This window comes from Enterococcus sp. DIV0774 (genome assembly GCF_050539095.1).
In the GTDB taxonomy this organism is placed as follows: domain Bacteria; phylum Bacillota; class Bacilli; order Lactobacillales; family Enterococcaceae; genus Enterococcus; species Enterococcus faecalis.
The window spans coordinates 1,049,077-1,065,063 of the sequence record NZ_CP172923.1 but is presented as its reverse complement, the minus strand read 5'-3'; the positions used below and the strand labels follow the sequence as shown (position 1 = coordinate 1,065,063).

General features: G+C 37.5%; 13 protein-coding genes and 1 tRNA gene. 1 reads left to right on the top strand and 13 read right to left on the bottom strand.

Annotation, left to right across the window (positions count from 1 at the left end; all coding sequences use genetic code 11):
* Positions 1–20 precede the first annotated feature (20 nt).
* Positions 21–848 (bottom strand): helix-turn-helix domain-containing protein, encoded by an 828-nt coding sequence (locus IGL86_RS05250; protein ID WP_002381942.1) that lies wholly within the window; start codon positions 846–848, stop codon positions 21–23.
* Positions 849–1,025: 177 nt separating this feature from the next.
* On the opposite strand from IGL86_RS05250, the gene IGL86_RS05245 reads away from it, so the two are divergent.
* Entirely contained in the window at positions 1,026–1,202 is a 177-nt protein-coding gene (locus IGL86_RS05245; RefSeq protein WP_002357816.1) for a hypothetical protein, read from the top strand.
* Between the two features lie 65 nt (positions 1,203–1,267).
* On the opposite strand, the gene IGL86_RS05240 is transcribed toward IGL86_RS05245, so the two are convergent.
* The 12 genes from IGL86_RS05240 to mgtA form a co-directional block, all read right to left on the bottom strand.
* On the bottom strand, positions 1,268–2,485 hold the full coding sequence (locus IGL86_RS05240) for a pyridoxal phosphate-dependent aminotransferase (protein ID WP_002357817.1): 1,218 nt from the start codon (positions 2,483–2,485) through the stop codon (positions 1,268–1,270).
* Positions 2,486–2,785: 300 nt separating this feature from the next.
* Positions 2,786–2,869 (bottom strand) — tRNA-Leu (locus IGL86_RS05235).
* Positions 2,870–2,937: 68 nt separating this feature from the next.
* Entirely contained in the window at positions 2,938–3,399 is a 462-nt protein-coding gene (locus tag IGL86_RS05230) for a SprT family protein (RefSeq protein WP_002365561.1), read from the bottom strand.
* Positions 3,400–3,425: 26 nt separating this feature from the next.
* Positions 3,426–5,618 carry a Tex family protein gene (locus IGL86_RS05225; RefSeq protein ID WP_033625338.1) on the bottom strand — a complete coding sequence of 731 codons (2,193 nt, stop codon included), beginning with the start codon at positions 5,616–5,618 and terminating at the stop codon, positions 3,426–3,428.
* A gap of 97 nt (positions 5,619–5,715) precedes the next feature.
* A complete protein-coding gene (locus IGL86_RS05220; RefSeq protein ID WP_002392539.1) occupies positions 5,716–6,450 on the bottom strand; it encodes a metallophosphoesterase family protein in 735 nt (244 codons plus the stop codon).
* A 238-nt stretch (positions 6,451–6,688) separates the two neighbouring features.
* Positions 6,689–7,858: a molecular chaperone DnaJ gene (gene dnaJ / locus IGL86_RS05215; protein ID WP_002357822.1), complete on the bottom strand. Its 1,170-nt coding sequence runs from the start codon at positions 7,856–7,858 to the stop codon at positions 6,689–6,691.
* 54 nt (positions 7,859–7,912) lie between these two features.
* Positions 7,913–8,035, bottom strand: coding sequence for a hypothetical protein (locus tag IGL86_RS05210; RefSeq protein ID WP_002357824.1), 123 nt, complete (start codon positions 8,033–8,035; stop codon positions 7,913–7,915).
* Positions 8,036–8,149: 114 nt separating this feature from the next.
* Positions 8,150–9,979: a molecular chaperone DnaK gene (gene dnaK / locus IGL86_RS05205; protein ID WP_002357825.1), complete on the bottom strand. Its 1,830-nt coding sequence runs from the start codon at positions 9,977–9,979 to the stop codon at positions 8,150–8,152.
* Between the two features lie 59 nt (positions 9,980–10,038).
* Positions 10,039–10,578 carry a nucleotide exchange factor GrpE gene (gene grpE / locus IGL86_RS05200; protein ID WP_033625337.1) on the bottom strand — a complete coding sequence of 180 codons (540 nt, stop codon included), beginning with the start codon at positions 10,576–10,578 and terminating at the stop codon, positions 10,039–10,041.
* Positions 10,579–10,632: 54 nt separating this feature from the next.
* Positions 10,633–11,676: a heat-inducible transcriptional repressor HrcA gene (hrcA, locus tag IGL86_RS05195; protein ID WP_002357828.1), complete on the bottom strand. Its 1,044-nt coding sequence runs from the start codon at positions 11,674–11,676 to the stop codon at positions 10,633–10,635.
* Positions 11,677–11,901: 225 nt separating this feature from the next.
* Positions 11,902–13,050 (bottom strand): radical SAM family heme chaperone HemW, encoded by a 1,149-nt coding sequence (gene hemW / locus IGL86_RS05190; RefSeq protein ID WP_002360468.1) that lies wholly within the window; start codon positions 13,048–13,050, stop codon positions 11,902–11,904.
* A gap of 243 nt (positions 13,051–13,293) precedes the next feature.
* Complete coding sequence (gene mgtA / locus IGL86_RS05185) at positions 13,294–15,954, bottom strand: magnesium-translocating P-type ATPase (protein ID WP_430605657.1); 2,661 nt, start codon at positions 15,952–15,954, stop codon at positions 13,294–13,296.
* Positions 15,955–15,987: the final 33 nt, after the last annotated feature.

The following is a 15,987-nucleotide window of genomic DNA, read 5'->3' as shown; positions in this document are numbered from 1 at the left end:
TAAGCAATTCTGAGGATTTTTTAAAGATTGCCACTTTCCACATTTTTCATTTGTTGTGCTAAGTTCAGATAACGTTCTGCTTCTTCATGTTTATTCTTTCTCATTAAAACTAAATATTTTAGATTTAATAATTCACTTAAATAATAATAACTATTTTTTTTGCGGGCCCAAGTAATTCCTTGATCCACATAAATTTCGGCATCTTTTTCTGTATAATTTTTGAATAAGAAATCAGCATAATTAAAAAATATTTTCGTTAACTCTGCATTACTGCGTTCATTTGGCAATTGATTAAAATAATGAATACTCAAACTTAAAAATCGTTCTGCTTCTACTCGATTGCCCATGTAACCATAAGTAGCACCTAGACAACTAATTAATTGAATCTCTAAATCAGAAACATTTAACTTATCGGCTTTATAGGTGAAAGATAACCCTTTACGCAAGCTAGCAATAGCTTTTTCATAATCATTTAGAACAAACAATTCACAACTACCTAAATAATAATAATATTTTTGCCAGTCCGTATCTAAATACAATTGTTCTTCAATACGATTTTCCTTTAAATAATTTAATAATAATTGATATTTTTTATGGCGAAAATATTCAGCCATTTTTTCAAATGAATACGTAACAACGTGCACATCACCAGATTTATAACGCATAATCTGGTCAACAGTCACACCTAAACGATCACAAAGTTGTTGCATTACGAGAACGTTTGGCAACTCTTCATTGTTTTCAATGCGACTTAAAACACTTTGCGAACAGATGTCTTCTGATAACATTTTCTGTGTCAATTTTCTATTTTTTCTAATTTCTTTAATAACTGCACCTAAAGAATTCATCACAATAGCTCCTATTTATATCGGCCATTTTCCTTGCAAAATGGGGATTTTGTCAAAATATGCGAATTCGCATTATGCTTTTATTGTACTTTATTGCATAATATACTGCAAGAACATTATCTAAGGTTTTCTTAGAAAATAAATAGGTTCATTTTTATTAAAAAGGAGTGTTATTGTATGGCCGAAGAGAAAAAGGTTCACTTCATTTGGGAAAAAACAAATTATTCAGGCTTTGTGGAGAAGGAGTATGAAAATTCTTATCTCATCGTAGTAGCAAATCCTAGTCCTGATATGGAAGAAAAATACACCAACCGAATGATTATTAGTAAAAAAGCATGTGAAACCGCAGAATAGTATTGTTGATAAAACAAGAACTACCAAAAAATAGCTTCGTTAGAGGCTATTTTTTGGTAGTTCTTTTATTTTTGTTTGTAGGTACTTAAAAATTCACGCATTTTATCTGCTGTAGTTTTTAAGTCTTCCATCTTCGGTAAATAAACAATACGGAAGTGATCGGGTTGTTGCCAGTTGAACCCACCACCATGGACTAATAAAATATGATGTTTGTGTAAGAAATCTAAAACAAATTTTTCATCATCATAAATGTCAAATTTGGCCGTATCAATTTTCGGGAAAATATAGAAAGCTGCTTTAGGCTTCACGGCTGATAAACCAGGAATGTCATTTATCGCATTGTAAATAAATTCTCGTTGTTCGTAAATTCTGCCACCTGGTAAAAGTAAATCATCGACACTTTGATAGCCGCCTAATGCGGTTTGAATGATTTGTTGTGACAACACATTCGAGCATAACCGCATGGAAGCAAGCATATTTAGCCCTTCGATATACCCTTTTACTCGTGATTTATCTCCACTTAACACCATCCAACCGCATCGGAAGCCTGCCACTCGATGTGATTTTGACAAACCATTCAATGTTACGACAAATAAATCAGGTGCTAATGTAGCAATCGGTACATGAACCAAACCGTCCATGACCAAACGATCATAAATTTCATCGGAGTAAATAATTAAATCATTTTGACGTGCCACTTCGACAATTTCTAGTAATAACTCTTTCGGATATAAAGCACCAGTCGGATTATTTGGATTTATAATAACGATTGCTTTTGTATTCGAAGTTATTTTTGATTTTATATCATCAATGTCTGGATACCATTCTGCTTGCTCATCACAAATATAATGAACGGGCGTACCGCCCGCCAAAGAAACAGATGCAGTCCATAAAGGATAGTCTGGCATTGGCACAAGTACTTCATCGCCGTTATTTAACAAGCCTTGCATACACATGGTAATTAGTTCACTCACGCCATTACCAGTGTAAATATCATTAATCGTTACATTAGGAAATTTTTTTAATTGGCAATATTGTTCAATCGCTTTTCTTGCAGAAAAAATACCTTTTGAATCAGAATAACCTTCTGAATCGCGAACATTCACAATCATGTCGCGCACAATTTCATTTGGGGCATCAAAACCAAATGGCGCTGGATTCCCTGTATTTAATTTCAAAATACGTATGCCCTCTTCTTGCATGCGTTCTGCTTCTTCTAAAACAGGACCACGGACATCGTAACTTACGTTATTTAATTTATCGGATTTTTTAAAATTTCTCACACGGACTCCCTCGCTTCACAAATTTATACTCTAAAGTTACGCCAACTATAATGAAAAAGCAATAATAAATATCAGAATTTAATAAAAAATTGATGGTTTTTCCGTAATAAACAAGAGCGTAGGACAAAAATCACTTTGGATTTTTGCTCCACGCTCAAAAACTGATAAACGGTGGGAACAGAAGCAACTTCTTCGGAAATAAGCCGAAATTCTCCAAAAATTAAAGAACAATTTTCGGAAATTCCTTCTTATTTCTCGGAGTTAAACACTTCTGTCCCGACCTCTTGTTATACTAGTCGATGCAGATGATGGGACTCGAACCCACACGGACATCTGTCCACATGACCCTCAATCATGCTTGTCTGCCAATTCCAACACATCTGCATTTTAAGAGCACTTATTTATCCTAAAATAATTACTGGTCTTTGTCAAGATAACAAAGACCAGAATTGTTAGATTTGTTCTTTTTTCGCTTGCCAGGACAAACGCCCATGACATTTTCCGCAGACATATCGTGTCGTATCAATTCGTCGTTTTCTGAGGATGACTTCTCCACAAGACTGACATTGGTACTGATGGAAAACTGCTTTTTTCCGTTCTACTAGAGGCGGTGCATAACGGGCACCGCCAGTCTTAGCCAATAACTCTTTAAAGTCCTTATCTTTATGCTGATAGCCTTTGCCAGCTAAATGTAAATGATAGTGACATAACTCATGCTTAATGACTTTTTCCAGTTCCTCTTGTCCATACTTTAAAAAGACAGTTGGATTAAAATCCAGGTGATGCGAAGCTAAATGATAGCGACCGCCCGTAGTTTTTAACCGCCGATTAAATGTAGCTTGATGCAGAAAAGGTTTCTGAAAAAATACGATTGAAATTTTTTCCACTAGCGTTTGAAGTGCTTGATCTGTCATCAAGACTGGTTGAGACTCTTTCATTGTTACTCTTTTCTATCAGTCCGAGGCAACATGGTTAAACTAATTCGCCCCTTTTTCAAGTCAACATCTTCTACCCAAACTGTGACTACATCACCCACCGCAACAACATCCGTTGGGTGCTTAACAAATTTAGTACTTAACTTAGAAATGTGGACTAAGCCATCTTGCTTCACACCAATATCGACAAACGCACCAAAGTCAATTACGTTTCGAACAGTCCCTTGCATTTCCATTCCTGGTTTCAAATCTTCCATCGTCAACACGTCTTTACGTAAAAGTGGTGCTGACATCTCATCGCGCATATCACGACCTGGTTGGATTAAACTAGCAATAATATCTGTGAGTGTTTCTGAACCTACTTCTAACTCAGTAGCTAATTGATTCACTGGTAACTGTTTCAATTTTTCGATAGCTTCTGCTGTCCCTAATTCTTTAGAAGCAATCTCTGCTTTTTCTAAAATTGCTTGTGCTACTGGATAACTTTCTGGGTGAATGCCAGTGTTATCTAACACATTTTTGCCATTAGGAATTCGTAAAAAGCCAATTGCTTGTTCAAATGCTTTTGGTCCTAAACGAGGTACTTTTTTGACTTGATTTCGTGCTGTAAAGACACCATTTTCATCACGATAAGTGACTAAGTTTTGCGCCGTTGTTTTATTTAAGCCAGAAATATGTTGTAAAAGTTGAGCACTCGCTGTATTCACATCAACACCAACTTGGTTTACTGCAGTTTCCACAACAAAATCCAATTGCTCGGCAAGACGTTTTTGCGATACGTCATGCTGATATTGACCAACCCCGACTGCTTTGGGATCAATTTTTACTAATTCTGACAACGGATCTTGTAAACGACGTGCAATGCTGACCGCACTTCGTTCTTCGACTTGTAAATCAGGAAACTCTTTACGAGCCACTTCACTCGCAGAGTAAACGGAAGCCCCTGCTTCATTAACAATCACGTAAAAGACGTCCCGCTTCACCGCTTTTAATTGCTCTGCCACAAACAATTCAGATTCACGACTTGCCGTTCCGTTTCCAATAGCTACCATGTCCACTTGATAGTCTTCAATGATCTTTTTAAAGGCTGGACCAGCGGCTTCACGTTTCGCAGCAGTCGCTGGTTTATGTGGATAAATCACTTGAATTGCTAAAACTTTACCAGTTTCATCGACAACTGCTAATTTACAGCCTGTCCGATAAGCCGGGTCAAATCCTAGAACAACTTTTCCTTTAAGTGGTGACTGTAATAATAAATTACGTAAATTTTCACCGAAAATTGCAATCGCTTGTTCATCAGCTTTTTCTGTTAATTCATTGCGAATCTCCCGTTCAATCGCTGGTCCAATGAATCGTTTATAGCTATCTAAATAAGCAGCCTCAATGTATGGAGCAGCTAAACTTGTTGCTTGCTTGCCGATTAGTTGACGTTGGAAATAATCATTAATTTTTATTTCATCAGCGACAAGGGAAACCTTTAAAATGTCTTCTTTTTCACCACGATTCGTTGCTAAGACACGGTGCGGCACCATTTTGCTAACTGGTTCTGCAAAATCGTAATACATTTCATAGGTCCGCTTTTCGTCTTTTTCTTCGTCCTTAACTACGCTAACGTATTGCGCATGTTTAACCATATAATCACGTAACCATGTTCGGTATTTTGGTTCATCGCTAATACGTTCTGCTAAAATTTCATGAGCACCTTGCAAGGCTATCTCGGCGGTTGCAACTTCTTTTTCTTCATTAATAAAAGTAGCCGCTTTGGCTAAGATATCCGCGTTTTCAGGTAAAGAGAGCAACCAATCTGCTAATGGTTCCAACCCTTTTTCTTTCGCGATAGTCGCTTTGGTCCGACGTTTTTGTTTATATGGTCGATACAAATCTTCCACTTGTTGCATTTTTACTGCTTTTTGAATATCTGTTTTGAGTTCTTTTGTTAGTTTTCCTTGCTCTTCAATTAATCGGAGAACTTCTTCTTTCCGCTTTTTCAAGTTTTGTAAATAATGATAACGTTCTTCTATTTCACGGATTTGGACTTCATCTAAACTTCCAGTCATTTCTTTCCGGTAACGGGCAATAAAAGGAACTGTATTTCCTTCATTTAATAAAGTTAAAACCGTTGTTATTTGTTTTGAACGATACGTTGTCAATTCTTTTTGAAGTAGCGCTACTACTTCTTCGTTATAAGCTTCTGCCATTAACTAGATACCTCTTTTCTTATGCATACTTATCTATTTTAGCATATTTTTGCTTCTAAATATAGAAGTGAGGTAACTGATTCGTGCGATTAAGGAATCAAAATTCTGGTTGCCACGCAGGGGTGCGTTTTTGATATTCGATATCTTGGACAATGCCTTTTTCATTAAAAATCACACCATGCACAGAGCCGCCAAAAATAGCACCACCATCTATCCCGATTTTCCCATCACTTTGCCAAAGGTCCGTGGTCTGCATATCACCATGTAACATCGGGGTAATGGTATGACCAAAAACAATGGTCTTGCCTGTATTATTTTTCCCTTGATGAAAGGGTTCGCGAATCCACAAAAAATCCTTAGGTGCTGTTTGCCGCCAATCTTCCATCGTTAAATCAACCCCAGCATGCACAAATAAGTAATGCTGCCATTCAAAATAAAGTGGTCGTTTTGTTAAAAAATCAATTAACTCTGGATAGCGACTACGGATCATTAAGGCCATTTCTGTTGGTGAGTATTCTGCAGTAGCTCCTGGATGCAAGAGACTTTCAATTGTTTCCTTGCCACCATTGCGAACATATCCTGCAAACCAGTCCTCTGGATTTTGAAGAAACTGCAAAAAATATTCTTCATGATTGCCTCGTAAATAAACAGCGCCGTGTTGCTCGACAAGTTCTTTTCCTTTGAGAAAACAGGCTTTAGAATCCGGACCACGGTCGTTTAAATCACCAATTAAAACTAGCTGATGCTCGACTGGGTCATAGTCTGTGAGTAAGGCATCAAACAAATCTGCTTGTCCATGAATATCACTGATTACATAAACATATGGTTTCATAAATAAGCCCTCCTAACTTGCTTATATTAAGTATACGCTAAATTTTAAAATATTCTCGTAAAATGTTTGGAAGTAAAAAAAGAAAATAGGACATAAGTCAAAACGACTTATGTCCCACTCTCTAAATCTTAAAATAATCAGTTGAACAAAAGCAGCACCTACAATTACTCGTTGCAATTTAGCCTTCGAGAGTGATGAACACTTGGAGCTAACTGCTTTTGTCTCTGACTCGTTTGTTTTATTTTTTCTTCTTACCGCCAAACGCATCTTTCATTTTATCAAAGAAGCCTTCTTCTTGTTGTTCAGTTACATTTTGTCCGCCAGCTTTTGCAAAAGCTCGTAGGGCATCCTTTTGTTCTTCATTAAGATTTTTTGGTGTTATTAATTTCACTTTCACGTGTTGATCACCATTGCCCCCACCACGTAAACGTGGCGCACCTTTGCCTCTTAAGCGGAAGTTTGTGCCAGTTTGTGTTCCAGCCGGAATTTTTAATTTCACGTCACCATGAACAGTTGGGACAGTTACTTCGTCCCCTAGAGCCGCTTGGACGAAACTTACTGGTAAATCATAGTAGATTTCTGCGCCATCTCGATCGAAAATATCACTATCTTCAACACGAAAGACTACATATAAATCACCATATGGTCCACCATTGGTACCCGCTTCTCCTTGGTTAGCTAAGCGCATTTGTTGGCCGTCTTCTACTCCAGCAGGCACATTTACTTTGACAGTATGTGCTTTTTTCTCATGACCTGTGCCATGACAAGTTGGACATGGTTCTTTAATTTCTTTCCCTGTACCATGACACACATCACAAGTTTGACGACTCATCATACGACCTAATGGCGTTTGACGTTCAACATTGATTGTTCCAGAGCCATGACATTTATGACAAGTTTCTGGGTGTGTGCCTGGTTTGGCGCCATTACCGCCACAGGTTGCACAAGTATCTTCTCGATTGTACTTAATCTCTTTTTCGACACCGAAAATAGCTTCTTCAAATTTCAATTGAATTGTATATTGTAAATCGGCGCCTTGTCTTGGTGCATTTGGATCAACAGAACGGCCACCGCCGCCGCCAAAGAATGAATCGAAAATATCTTCGAATCCACCAAAACCACTACTGCTAAATCCGCCGCCACCGAAACCGCCAAAGCCACCAGCGCCGCCACCGTAATTAGGATCAGTTCCTGCATGGCCATATTGGTCATAGGCCGCTTTTTTCTGTGGATCACTTAATACTTCATACGCTTCAGAAACTTCTTTAAATTTTTCTTCCGCATCGGCTTCTTTGTTAATATCTGGATGGTACTTTTTGGAAAGTTTGCGGTATGCTTTTTTAATTTCATCATCTGAAGCACCTTTTGCTAATCCTAGCACTTCATAATAATCTCGTTTCGTCGCCATTGACTTCCCTCCAACTTTCTTCAAACTTTACAATGTGTTTAGAACCAGCCAAATTCATCGATTGCTTTCGGTCTCTCTGGTTGGATTATCTGTCACACCTTGAATCAGTGTTACTAGCTGTGAATAGGTATTTTCAGCTTGTTTAACATCGTTGTAATCATACCACAGTTCTTTCAAAACCTAAATAGTTTCTTGCTAACTTGATTGTGGTTGATTTTCTCACAAAAGACAAGGGACTGGGACATTAGTCATTGTACTAATGATCCAGTCCCTAAAATCAATTGTTATTGATTATTTGTCATCACCATTTACTTCTTCAAAATCAGCATCAACAACATCATCAGCGCCACCTTGGGCAGCTTCAGGATTTTCTTGTGCTTGTTGTTGCGCAGCTTGTTCGTAAAGTTTTACTGTTAAGTTTTGGACGATTTCATTCAATGAATCACGTTTTGCTTTCATTTGTTCGATATCGTTTGCTTCGATGGCTGCTTTTAATTCATCACGCGCATCTTCTGCTTTTTTCACTTCTTCAGCGTCTACTTTGCCTTCTAATTCTTTCAATGTTTTATCAACAGTGAATAATAAAGCATCTGCATCGTTACGTAAGTCAACTTCTTCTTTACGTTGTTTATCTGCTTCAGCGTTTGCTTCAGCATCTTTCACCATACGTTCGATTTCATCATCAGATAAACCTGAAGAAGATTTAATCGTGATTGTTTGTTCTTTTTGAGTGCCTAAGTCTTTCGCACGAACATTTACAATCCCATTTTTATCAATGTCAAAGCTTACTTCAATTTGTGGCACACCACGAGGAGCCGCAGGAATATCTGTTAATTGGAAACGACCTAATGTTTTATTATCAGCGGCCATTGGACGTTCACCTTGTAAAACGTGAATATCAACAGCTGGTTGATTGTCAGCAGCAGTTGAGAAGACTTGTGATTTACTTGTTGGAATCGTAGTGTTACGATCAATTAATTTTGTAAATACGCCACCCATTGTTTCAATACCTAATGACAACGGTGTTACGTCTAATAAGACAACGTCTTTAACATCACCAGTGATTACGCCACCTTGGATGGCAGCACCCATTGCTACTACTTCGTCAGGGTTAACTGATTTGTTTGGTTCTTTGTTTGTTTCTTTGCGAACAGCTTCAACTACAGCTGGAATACGTGTTGAACCACCAACTAGGATAACTTCGTCGATTTCAGAAGGATTTAAACCAGCATCTTTCAAGGCTTGACGTACTGGTACTTTTGTACGTTCAACTAAATCACTTGTTAATTCATCAAATTTTGCACGAGTTAAGTTCATTTCTAAGTGCAATGGTCCTGCTTCGCCAGCAGTAATAAATGGCAAGCTGATTTGTGTGCTTGTTACACCTGATAAGTCTTTTTTCGCTTTTTCAGCAGCATCTTTCAAACGTTGTAATGCCATTTTATCGTTAGCTAAGTCAATGCCATTTTCTTTTTTAAATTCTGCAACCATGTAGTCAATGATTTTATTATCAAAGTCATCCCCACCTAGGTTGTTATCACCGGCTGTTGATAATACATCGAAAACGCCATCGCCTAATTCAAGGATTGACACGTCGAATGTACCACCACCAAGGTCAAAGACAAGAATTTTTTCATCTTTGTCTGTTTTATCTAAACCATAAGCTAAAGCTGCTGCTGTTGGTTCGTTAACGATCCGTTCTACTTCTAAACCAGCAATTTTACCAGCATCTTTTGTTGCTTGACGTTGCGCATCGTTGAAATATGCAGGAACTGTAATAACTGCTTTTTCAACTTTTTCACCTAAATAGTCTTCAGCAAAACCTTTTAAATATTGTAAGATCATTGCAGAAACTTCTTGTGGTGTATATGATTTTCCTTCAACATCAACTTTGTAGCCAGCTTCACCCATGTGACGTTTAATAGATGAAATCGTGTTAGGATTTGTAACAGCTTGACGTTTTGCTACTTCGCCCACTTGAATTTCACCGTTTTTGAATGAAACGACCGAAGGAGTTGTGCGGTTACCTTCTGGGTTTGCAATAATTTTCGCTTCGCCGCCTTCTAGCACTGCGACAGCTGAGTTTGTTGTTCCTAAGTCAATACCAATAATTTTACTCATAGTGAATATCTCCAATCTGTATTAGTTTTCTATAATAATATATTTTTAATTAACGTTTGTTATTGTGCAACAATGACCATTGATGGTCGTAACACACGATCTTGTAATTTGTACCCTTTTTGTAGAACTTCAACAATGATATCTGCTGGGGTTTCTTCAGAAGCAGGGACTGTTTGAACGGCTTGATGTAAATTTGGATCAAAGGTTTCACCCATTGCTGGGATTTCTTCAATTCCTTCTTCTTTTAAAGCCACAGTAATACTTTCTAGCACCATCGAAATACCTTTTTTCAAGCTTTCGCCTTGTTCATCTGATACTTCAATAGCCATTGCTCGTTCTAAATTATCAATAGATGGTAAAATCTTTTTACCTAAATCTTGTGAGCGGTAACGAACTAATAATTCTCGTTCGTTTTTATTTCGATTGCTCATATTAGCAATTTCGGCTCTTGCCCGCAAGAACTTGTCTTCCATTTCGGAAAGCTCTGCTTTAAGATTTTCAATCTCTGTTGCTTCAACTTCTACTTCAGAAACGCCAGCAGCATCAACAGCTTCCATTTCTTCTTGTAATTCTTCTTGCTTCTCTTCTTTTTTACTCACTTCAGCAACTTCCTTTCTCTTTATGCATCTACTTCTTATCCTAACAAGGTTTGCTTAATTACCTAAAAAACGGTAATAGTCACCTAGTTGTGAAGCTAGCTCATGTCGAAACGTGTCTACCAAACCGAATATTTTTGAATACGGCATACTGGTTGGTCCTAGCAGGGCAATTGTTCCTTTGCCATGTCCTGATACTTCATACGTAGCAGTGATCATGCTCATATCTTCTAAGAGATTGTTGCCAATTTCTGAGCCGATACGAAAAACAATTGGATTTTCTGTTGTTGCAGAACCATTTAATAAATGCGTCAGCTCATCAGAATTTTGCATAAAGGAATAGACAGATTTCAATTGTTCAATATCTTGTTTGATGCCAAAATCTAACAAATTCATGCGACCACCGACAAAGACTTTTTCTTCAAAGGCATGTCCTAACATCTCATCGAATAAGTTCATCATTCCTTCTGGCGTTTGGAAATAGCGATGTAAAATCATCGGAATCTCCGTCCGCAAACGATGATAAACGGTCAACAAAGGTTGTCCAACCAACTTATCATTGATGATTTGTGTCATTTTTTCAAGATCTTGGCTAGAAACAGCGGCAGGAATGGCAAATACTTGGTTTTCAACATTGCCTTTATCTGTCACTATAATAGCAAGGACTTGCCGATCATTCAAAGGAACCATTCGAAAGCCGGTTAATTTCCGTTCTTTCACTTCAGGTCCTAATGAAAAAGCAGTATAACTTGTCAATTCTGATAGAATTTCAGCTGATTGTCGAATAATATCATTAATCTCATGAAATTCTTTTCCAAAAGATTGACGGATCCTTCTAAGTTCGTTCTCTTCTACTTGTGTTGGTTGTAAAAGATGATCCACGTAGTAACGATAACCAGCCATTGAGGGGATTCGCCCTGAAGAAGAATGGGTCTTAGCTAATAAGCCGTATTCTTCTAATGCTTTCATATCATTACGAATTGTGGCAGAACTAGAGGCAATGCCATCCTCCATCAATTTCTTAGAACCGACAGGTAAGCCCGTGTTCGTGTAATTTTGGATGATAAGTCTCAAGATATTTTGTTGTCTTTCTGTAATCATCGTTATTACCACCCTTCATTAGCACTCTTAACATCTAAGTGCTAACTACATATACTAATATAACAAGTCCTTACCTTTTTGTCAAGGGAAATACGCAACTTTTTAGCACTCTTCACGCAAGAGTGCTAATCACTGCAAACCACCTTCAAAAACCATCAATACCAACTTTTGTAATAAAAAAATCATCGAAATGCTTTGTCACACTTCGATGATTTTTTTATTTTTTTACTCTTTTTCACTTAACAAAAATGCTTCAAAAACATTATTCCCCACAAATAGTCCTTTTTTCGTTAAACGTAAGATATCTGCTTCTTCAATTAATAATTCTTCTTTGATTAAGCGTTGAATGACCTCTCCATAAATCGCTTCAATTGGTTCCTGAAATTTTTGTTGGAATTTTTGTTTAGAAATACCTACTTTTTTACGTAAGCCTAAAAATAGCTCCTCTTCTATTTGATTTAGACGAGTTAATTCTTCAGTCTCCACAATTGGCAATTGATTTTCTCGCAAGGGTTTCAAATAATGTTGGATTGGACCGTGATTTTTGTAACGAGTTTGCCCAAGATAGCCGCTGGCACCTGCGCCAAATCCATAGTAGTGGTCATTATTCCAATAAGCCAGATTATGCTGGCTTTCTTTTCCTGTTAAAGCAAAATTACTGACTTCATATTGGTGACGTCCTTTTTTCTCCATTGCTTCAATCGTTTCGTCAAACATTTGTGCTTCGATTTCTTCTTCAGGCAGCTGTAACCGTCCTTGACGAACCCAGTTCATGAACATTGTTTTATTTTCAAGAATTAATGAATAAAGCGAATAGTGTGGCAAGTCCAATGCTAAGGCTCTTGTCAAAGTATCGCGAAAACTTTCCAATGTTTGTCCAGGTAAAGCATAGATTAAGTCAATACTGACATTGGTAAAATTTTCTTTTTCTAAAAATTTCATTGTTTCATAAACATCTGCGGCGGTATGCTTGCGACCGATTTTTTTGAGCAAGCGATCATCAAATGTCTGAACGCCCATCGAAAGACGATTGACGCCATAGTTTTTCATGACTTGTAATTTTTCTTGGGTTAAATCCCCAGGGTTTGCTTCCACCGTAAATTCATTTCGGTCATCAAACGTTAGCTGTTCGCGAACCCCTTTTAGTAGCACATCTAACTGTTTCGCTGATAATGAAGTTGGCGTGCCTCCGCCAATATAGATGGTTTTCATTTCTTGTTCTGGATACAATGCTTGCGTAAGTTGAATTTCTTTTAATAAACTCTGAATATATTCATCAACTGGTTGTCCTTCTAAAAAGACCTTGTTAAAATCGCAATAATAACAAATATGCTCACAAAATGGAATATGAATATAGGCCGACCGATCGAACATCGGCGTTGAAGTTGAAAGTTGGTTTGTTTTGGTCATTAGCTCGTTTTATCTCCTTATTACCAAAAAGCTCGTTCTTTTTGGAAAGTCTCTACTAGCCATACTAACTGTAAATGACAAATAAATCCATAAAAAAATTCGCACAGTCACTTAAAACAACAACGAGGAGCTGTCATAAAAACCGACACCTCCTCAACCTTGAAAGAAAAGTAAAAAAATTTTTCTATATATAATAGTACAAATCAGTTACAGTAATTGACCGTAACGTTTGACGTATAAAACTTTAATGAACGCAACCAGTGCTAAATAAGCAACAATTGTCGGGATTAAATACAAGAAATAGCTTGGTGATAAACCGACAAATCCTAGTTCTGCACCGAAAGCGGTAAAGGGTAAAACAGTTCCGAGAACAATCCCTGCTGTAGTGACTAACGTCATAATTCCAGAAGCACTACTTTGAAGGAAAGGCATTTTTTCTGTTCGTAGGAAATGCAAGACGAGCATTTGGGACCATAAGGACTCAATGAACCACCCTGCATGGAAAATACCGATAAAGAGCAATTGATCTGCTCCATTTAATTCAAAGAATGAGCCACCTAGGATAGCCGGACACACAATGAAATACATAAATAAATAGGTAACAATATCAAAAATAGAACTCGTTGGGCCAAACCAACGCATAAAATTACCAATTGATTTTGGTTCCCATTTTTTTGGTTTTTCTACGTATTCTTCATCTACTTTGTCCCAAGGAACTGACATACACGAAGTATCGTAAATTAGATTTAATAATAGCGATTGAATCGGAGCAATCGGTAAAAATGGTAAAAAGATACTTGCTGGGATCACGGAAAACACATTGCCAAAATTAGAACTTGCTGTTAATTTGACGTACTTCATCGTGTTCGTAAACACGCGCCGTCCAGATAAAATTCCTTTTTCCAAAACCATTAAATCTTTTCTCAATAAAATTACATCCGCCGATTCTTTCGCTACATCGACAGCTGTATCAACAGAGATTCCTACATCAGCAGCACGCATTGCTCCAGCATCATTTATTCCATCACCTAAAAAGCCAACAGTTTGACCATTTTCAGTTAACGCATTTACAATACGAACTTTTTGGCCAGGCGTAATTTTGGCGAAAATATTATACGCTTGAACGGTTTTTCTTAATTCTTCTTGGTTTAATTGTTGAAGTTCATTTCCTGTAATAATTTTTTCGCCAGCCAGACCAACTTCTTTACAAACAGAATGCGTCACATACTGATTGTCCCCCGTTAATACTTTCACAGCTACATTATGTTGATGCAAGGCGTGAATAGCTGCCGCCGCTGTTTCTTTTGGTGGATCTAAGAAAGCAAGATAGCCTTGTAAAATCAACTCTGATTCATCTTTAGTTGTATACTCCCATTCAGCCGCTTCGACTTTTTTATCGGCAATTGCTAGAACGCGCAAACCATCTCGATTTAAAGCTTCAACGTCTTTGGTAATTTTTTGACGCAGCGTCTCTGTTAAGGGCACAATTTCGCCATTTAAAAGTACCTGTGTGCAGACCAAGAGCATTTCTTCAACCGCCCCTTTGGTAATTAAGCGTGTTTCTCGCGTTTTAAACTCTTTGATAATCACACTCATTCGACGTCGATTGAAATCGAAAGGAATTTCATCTACTTTATAAAAATCATCTGATTGTATATCACTTTCTTGCGTCGCCGCTTGAATAACGGCGTTATCCATTAAATTACGCAAGCCCGTTTGAAAATAACTGTTTAGAAATGCTAAATCCAAGACTTTTTGATCTTCTTGGCACCCAATATTATAGTGGTATTCTAAAATTACTTTATCTTGTGTTAAGGTACCTGTTTTATCCGTACAAAGTACATCCATCCCGCCAAAATTTTGAATGGCATTGACATTTTTCATAATCGTGCCTTCTTTAGCCATTTCTCGAGAACCTTTGACTAAATTGGTTGTTACAATCATAGGTAACATTTCTGGTGTCAAGCCGACAGCTGTGGCAATCGCGAACATTAATGCTTCCACCCAATCGCCTTTTGTTAACCCATTAATTAGAAAAACAGTTGGCGTAATGACCAACATAAAGCGAATCAGTACCCACGTTGTTTTATTAATTCCTGTTTCAAAACTCGTCTGTTGCTGCTCTTCTCCGTTATCAGAAGCCATCCGTCCGAATAAAGTTTGATTACCAACTTTAATGACAATGCCCAAACCAGTGCCACTAATGACATTTGTTCCTAAAAACAAAAGATTGTCGTATTCTGTATCAATTTGATCACTATCTTTTTGATGAGTCGCGTGTTTTTCAATGGGAAAACTCTCTCCAGTCAAGGATGATTGGGAAACAAATAAGTCCTTAGATTGGATTAAACGTAAATCGGCTGGAATCATATCGCCAGCGGATAGTTGGACTAAGTCGCCACACACAACTTCCTCAATAGGAATTTCCATTTGCTTCTTGTCACGAATGACTGTCGCTGTAACTTTAATCATATTTTGTAATTTTTCAACTGCATTGCTTGATTTGACTGATTGGACAAAACTCATCGTGCCGCTTAAGATGACCATCGCTAACATAATTAACACGCCAGTAACATCTTTTTCCTCTGGCGCAGCATAGACATATTCTGTAAAAAATGAAATCGTGGCTAGTGCTAATAACACCAAAGTAAACGGCGTGATATACGATTTTATAAAAAGTCGCAGCCGTGAAGCTTTTTTTTCATTCATAATTTTATTGCGGCCATAACGTTCTTGTAATTCTTCAATATCTTGGTGTTTAATGCCATCCCAAGTTGAGCCGAAACGTTGTAAAACTTTTTCTACTTCTGAATGGGCAAACTTTTTGTAACTATAGTCATGGCCCAAGTGACGCATTTTCTTTTCCATTTTCTTTCACCTCATTTATCTGTTGTTGACTTG

Coding starts and splice junctions, on each gene's coding strand:
- IGL86_RS05250 (WP_002381942.1), bottom strand. CDS start 848: ATGAATTCTTTAGGTGCAGTTATTAAAGAAATTAGAAAAAATAGAAAA.
- IGL86_RS05245 (WP_002357816.1), top strand. CDS start 1,026: ATGGCCGAAGAGAAAAAGGTTCACTTCATTTGGGAAAAAACAAATTAT.
- IGL86_RS05230 (WP_002365561.1), bottom strand. CDS start 3,399: ATGACAGATCAAGCACTTCAAACGCTAGTGGAAAAAATTTCAATCGTA.
- IGL86_RS05225 (WP_033625338.1), bottom strand. CDS start 5,618: ATGGCAGAAGCTTATAACGAAGAAGTAGTAGCGCTACTTCAAAAAGAA.
- IGL86_RS05220 (WP_002392539.1), bottom strand. CDS start 6,450: ATGAAACCATATGTTTATGTAATCAGTGATATTCATGGACAAGCAGAT.
- dnaJ (WP_002357822.1), bottom strand. CDS start 7,858: ATGGCGACGAAACGAGATTATTATGAAGTGCTAGGATTAGCAAAAGGT.
- dnaK (WP_002357825.1), bottom strand. CDS start 9,979: ATGAGTAAAATTATTGGTATTGACTTAGGAACAACAAACTCAGCTGTC.
- hrcA (WP_002357828.1), bottom strand. CDS start 11,676: ATGATTACAGAAAGACAACAAAATATCTTGAGACTTATCATCCAAAAT.
- hemW (WP_002360468.1), bottom strand. CDS start 13,050: ATGTTCGATCGGTCGGCCTATATTCATATTCCATTTTGTGAGCATATT.
- mgtA (WP_430605657.1), bottom strand. CDS start 15,954: ATGGAAAAGAAAATGCGTCACTTGGGCCATGACTATAGTTACAAAAAG.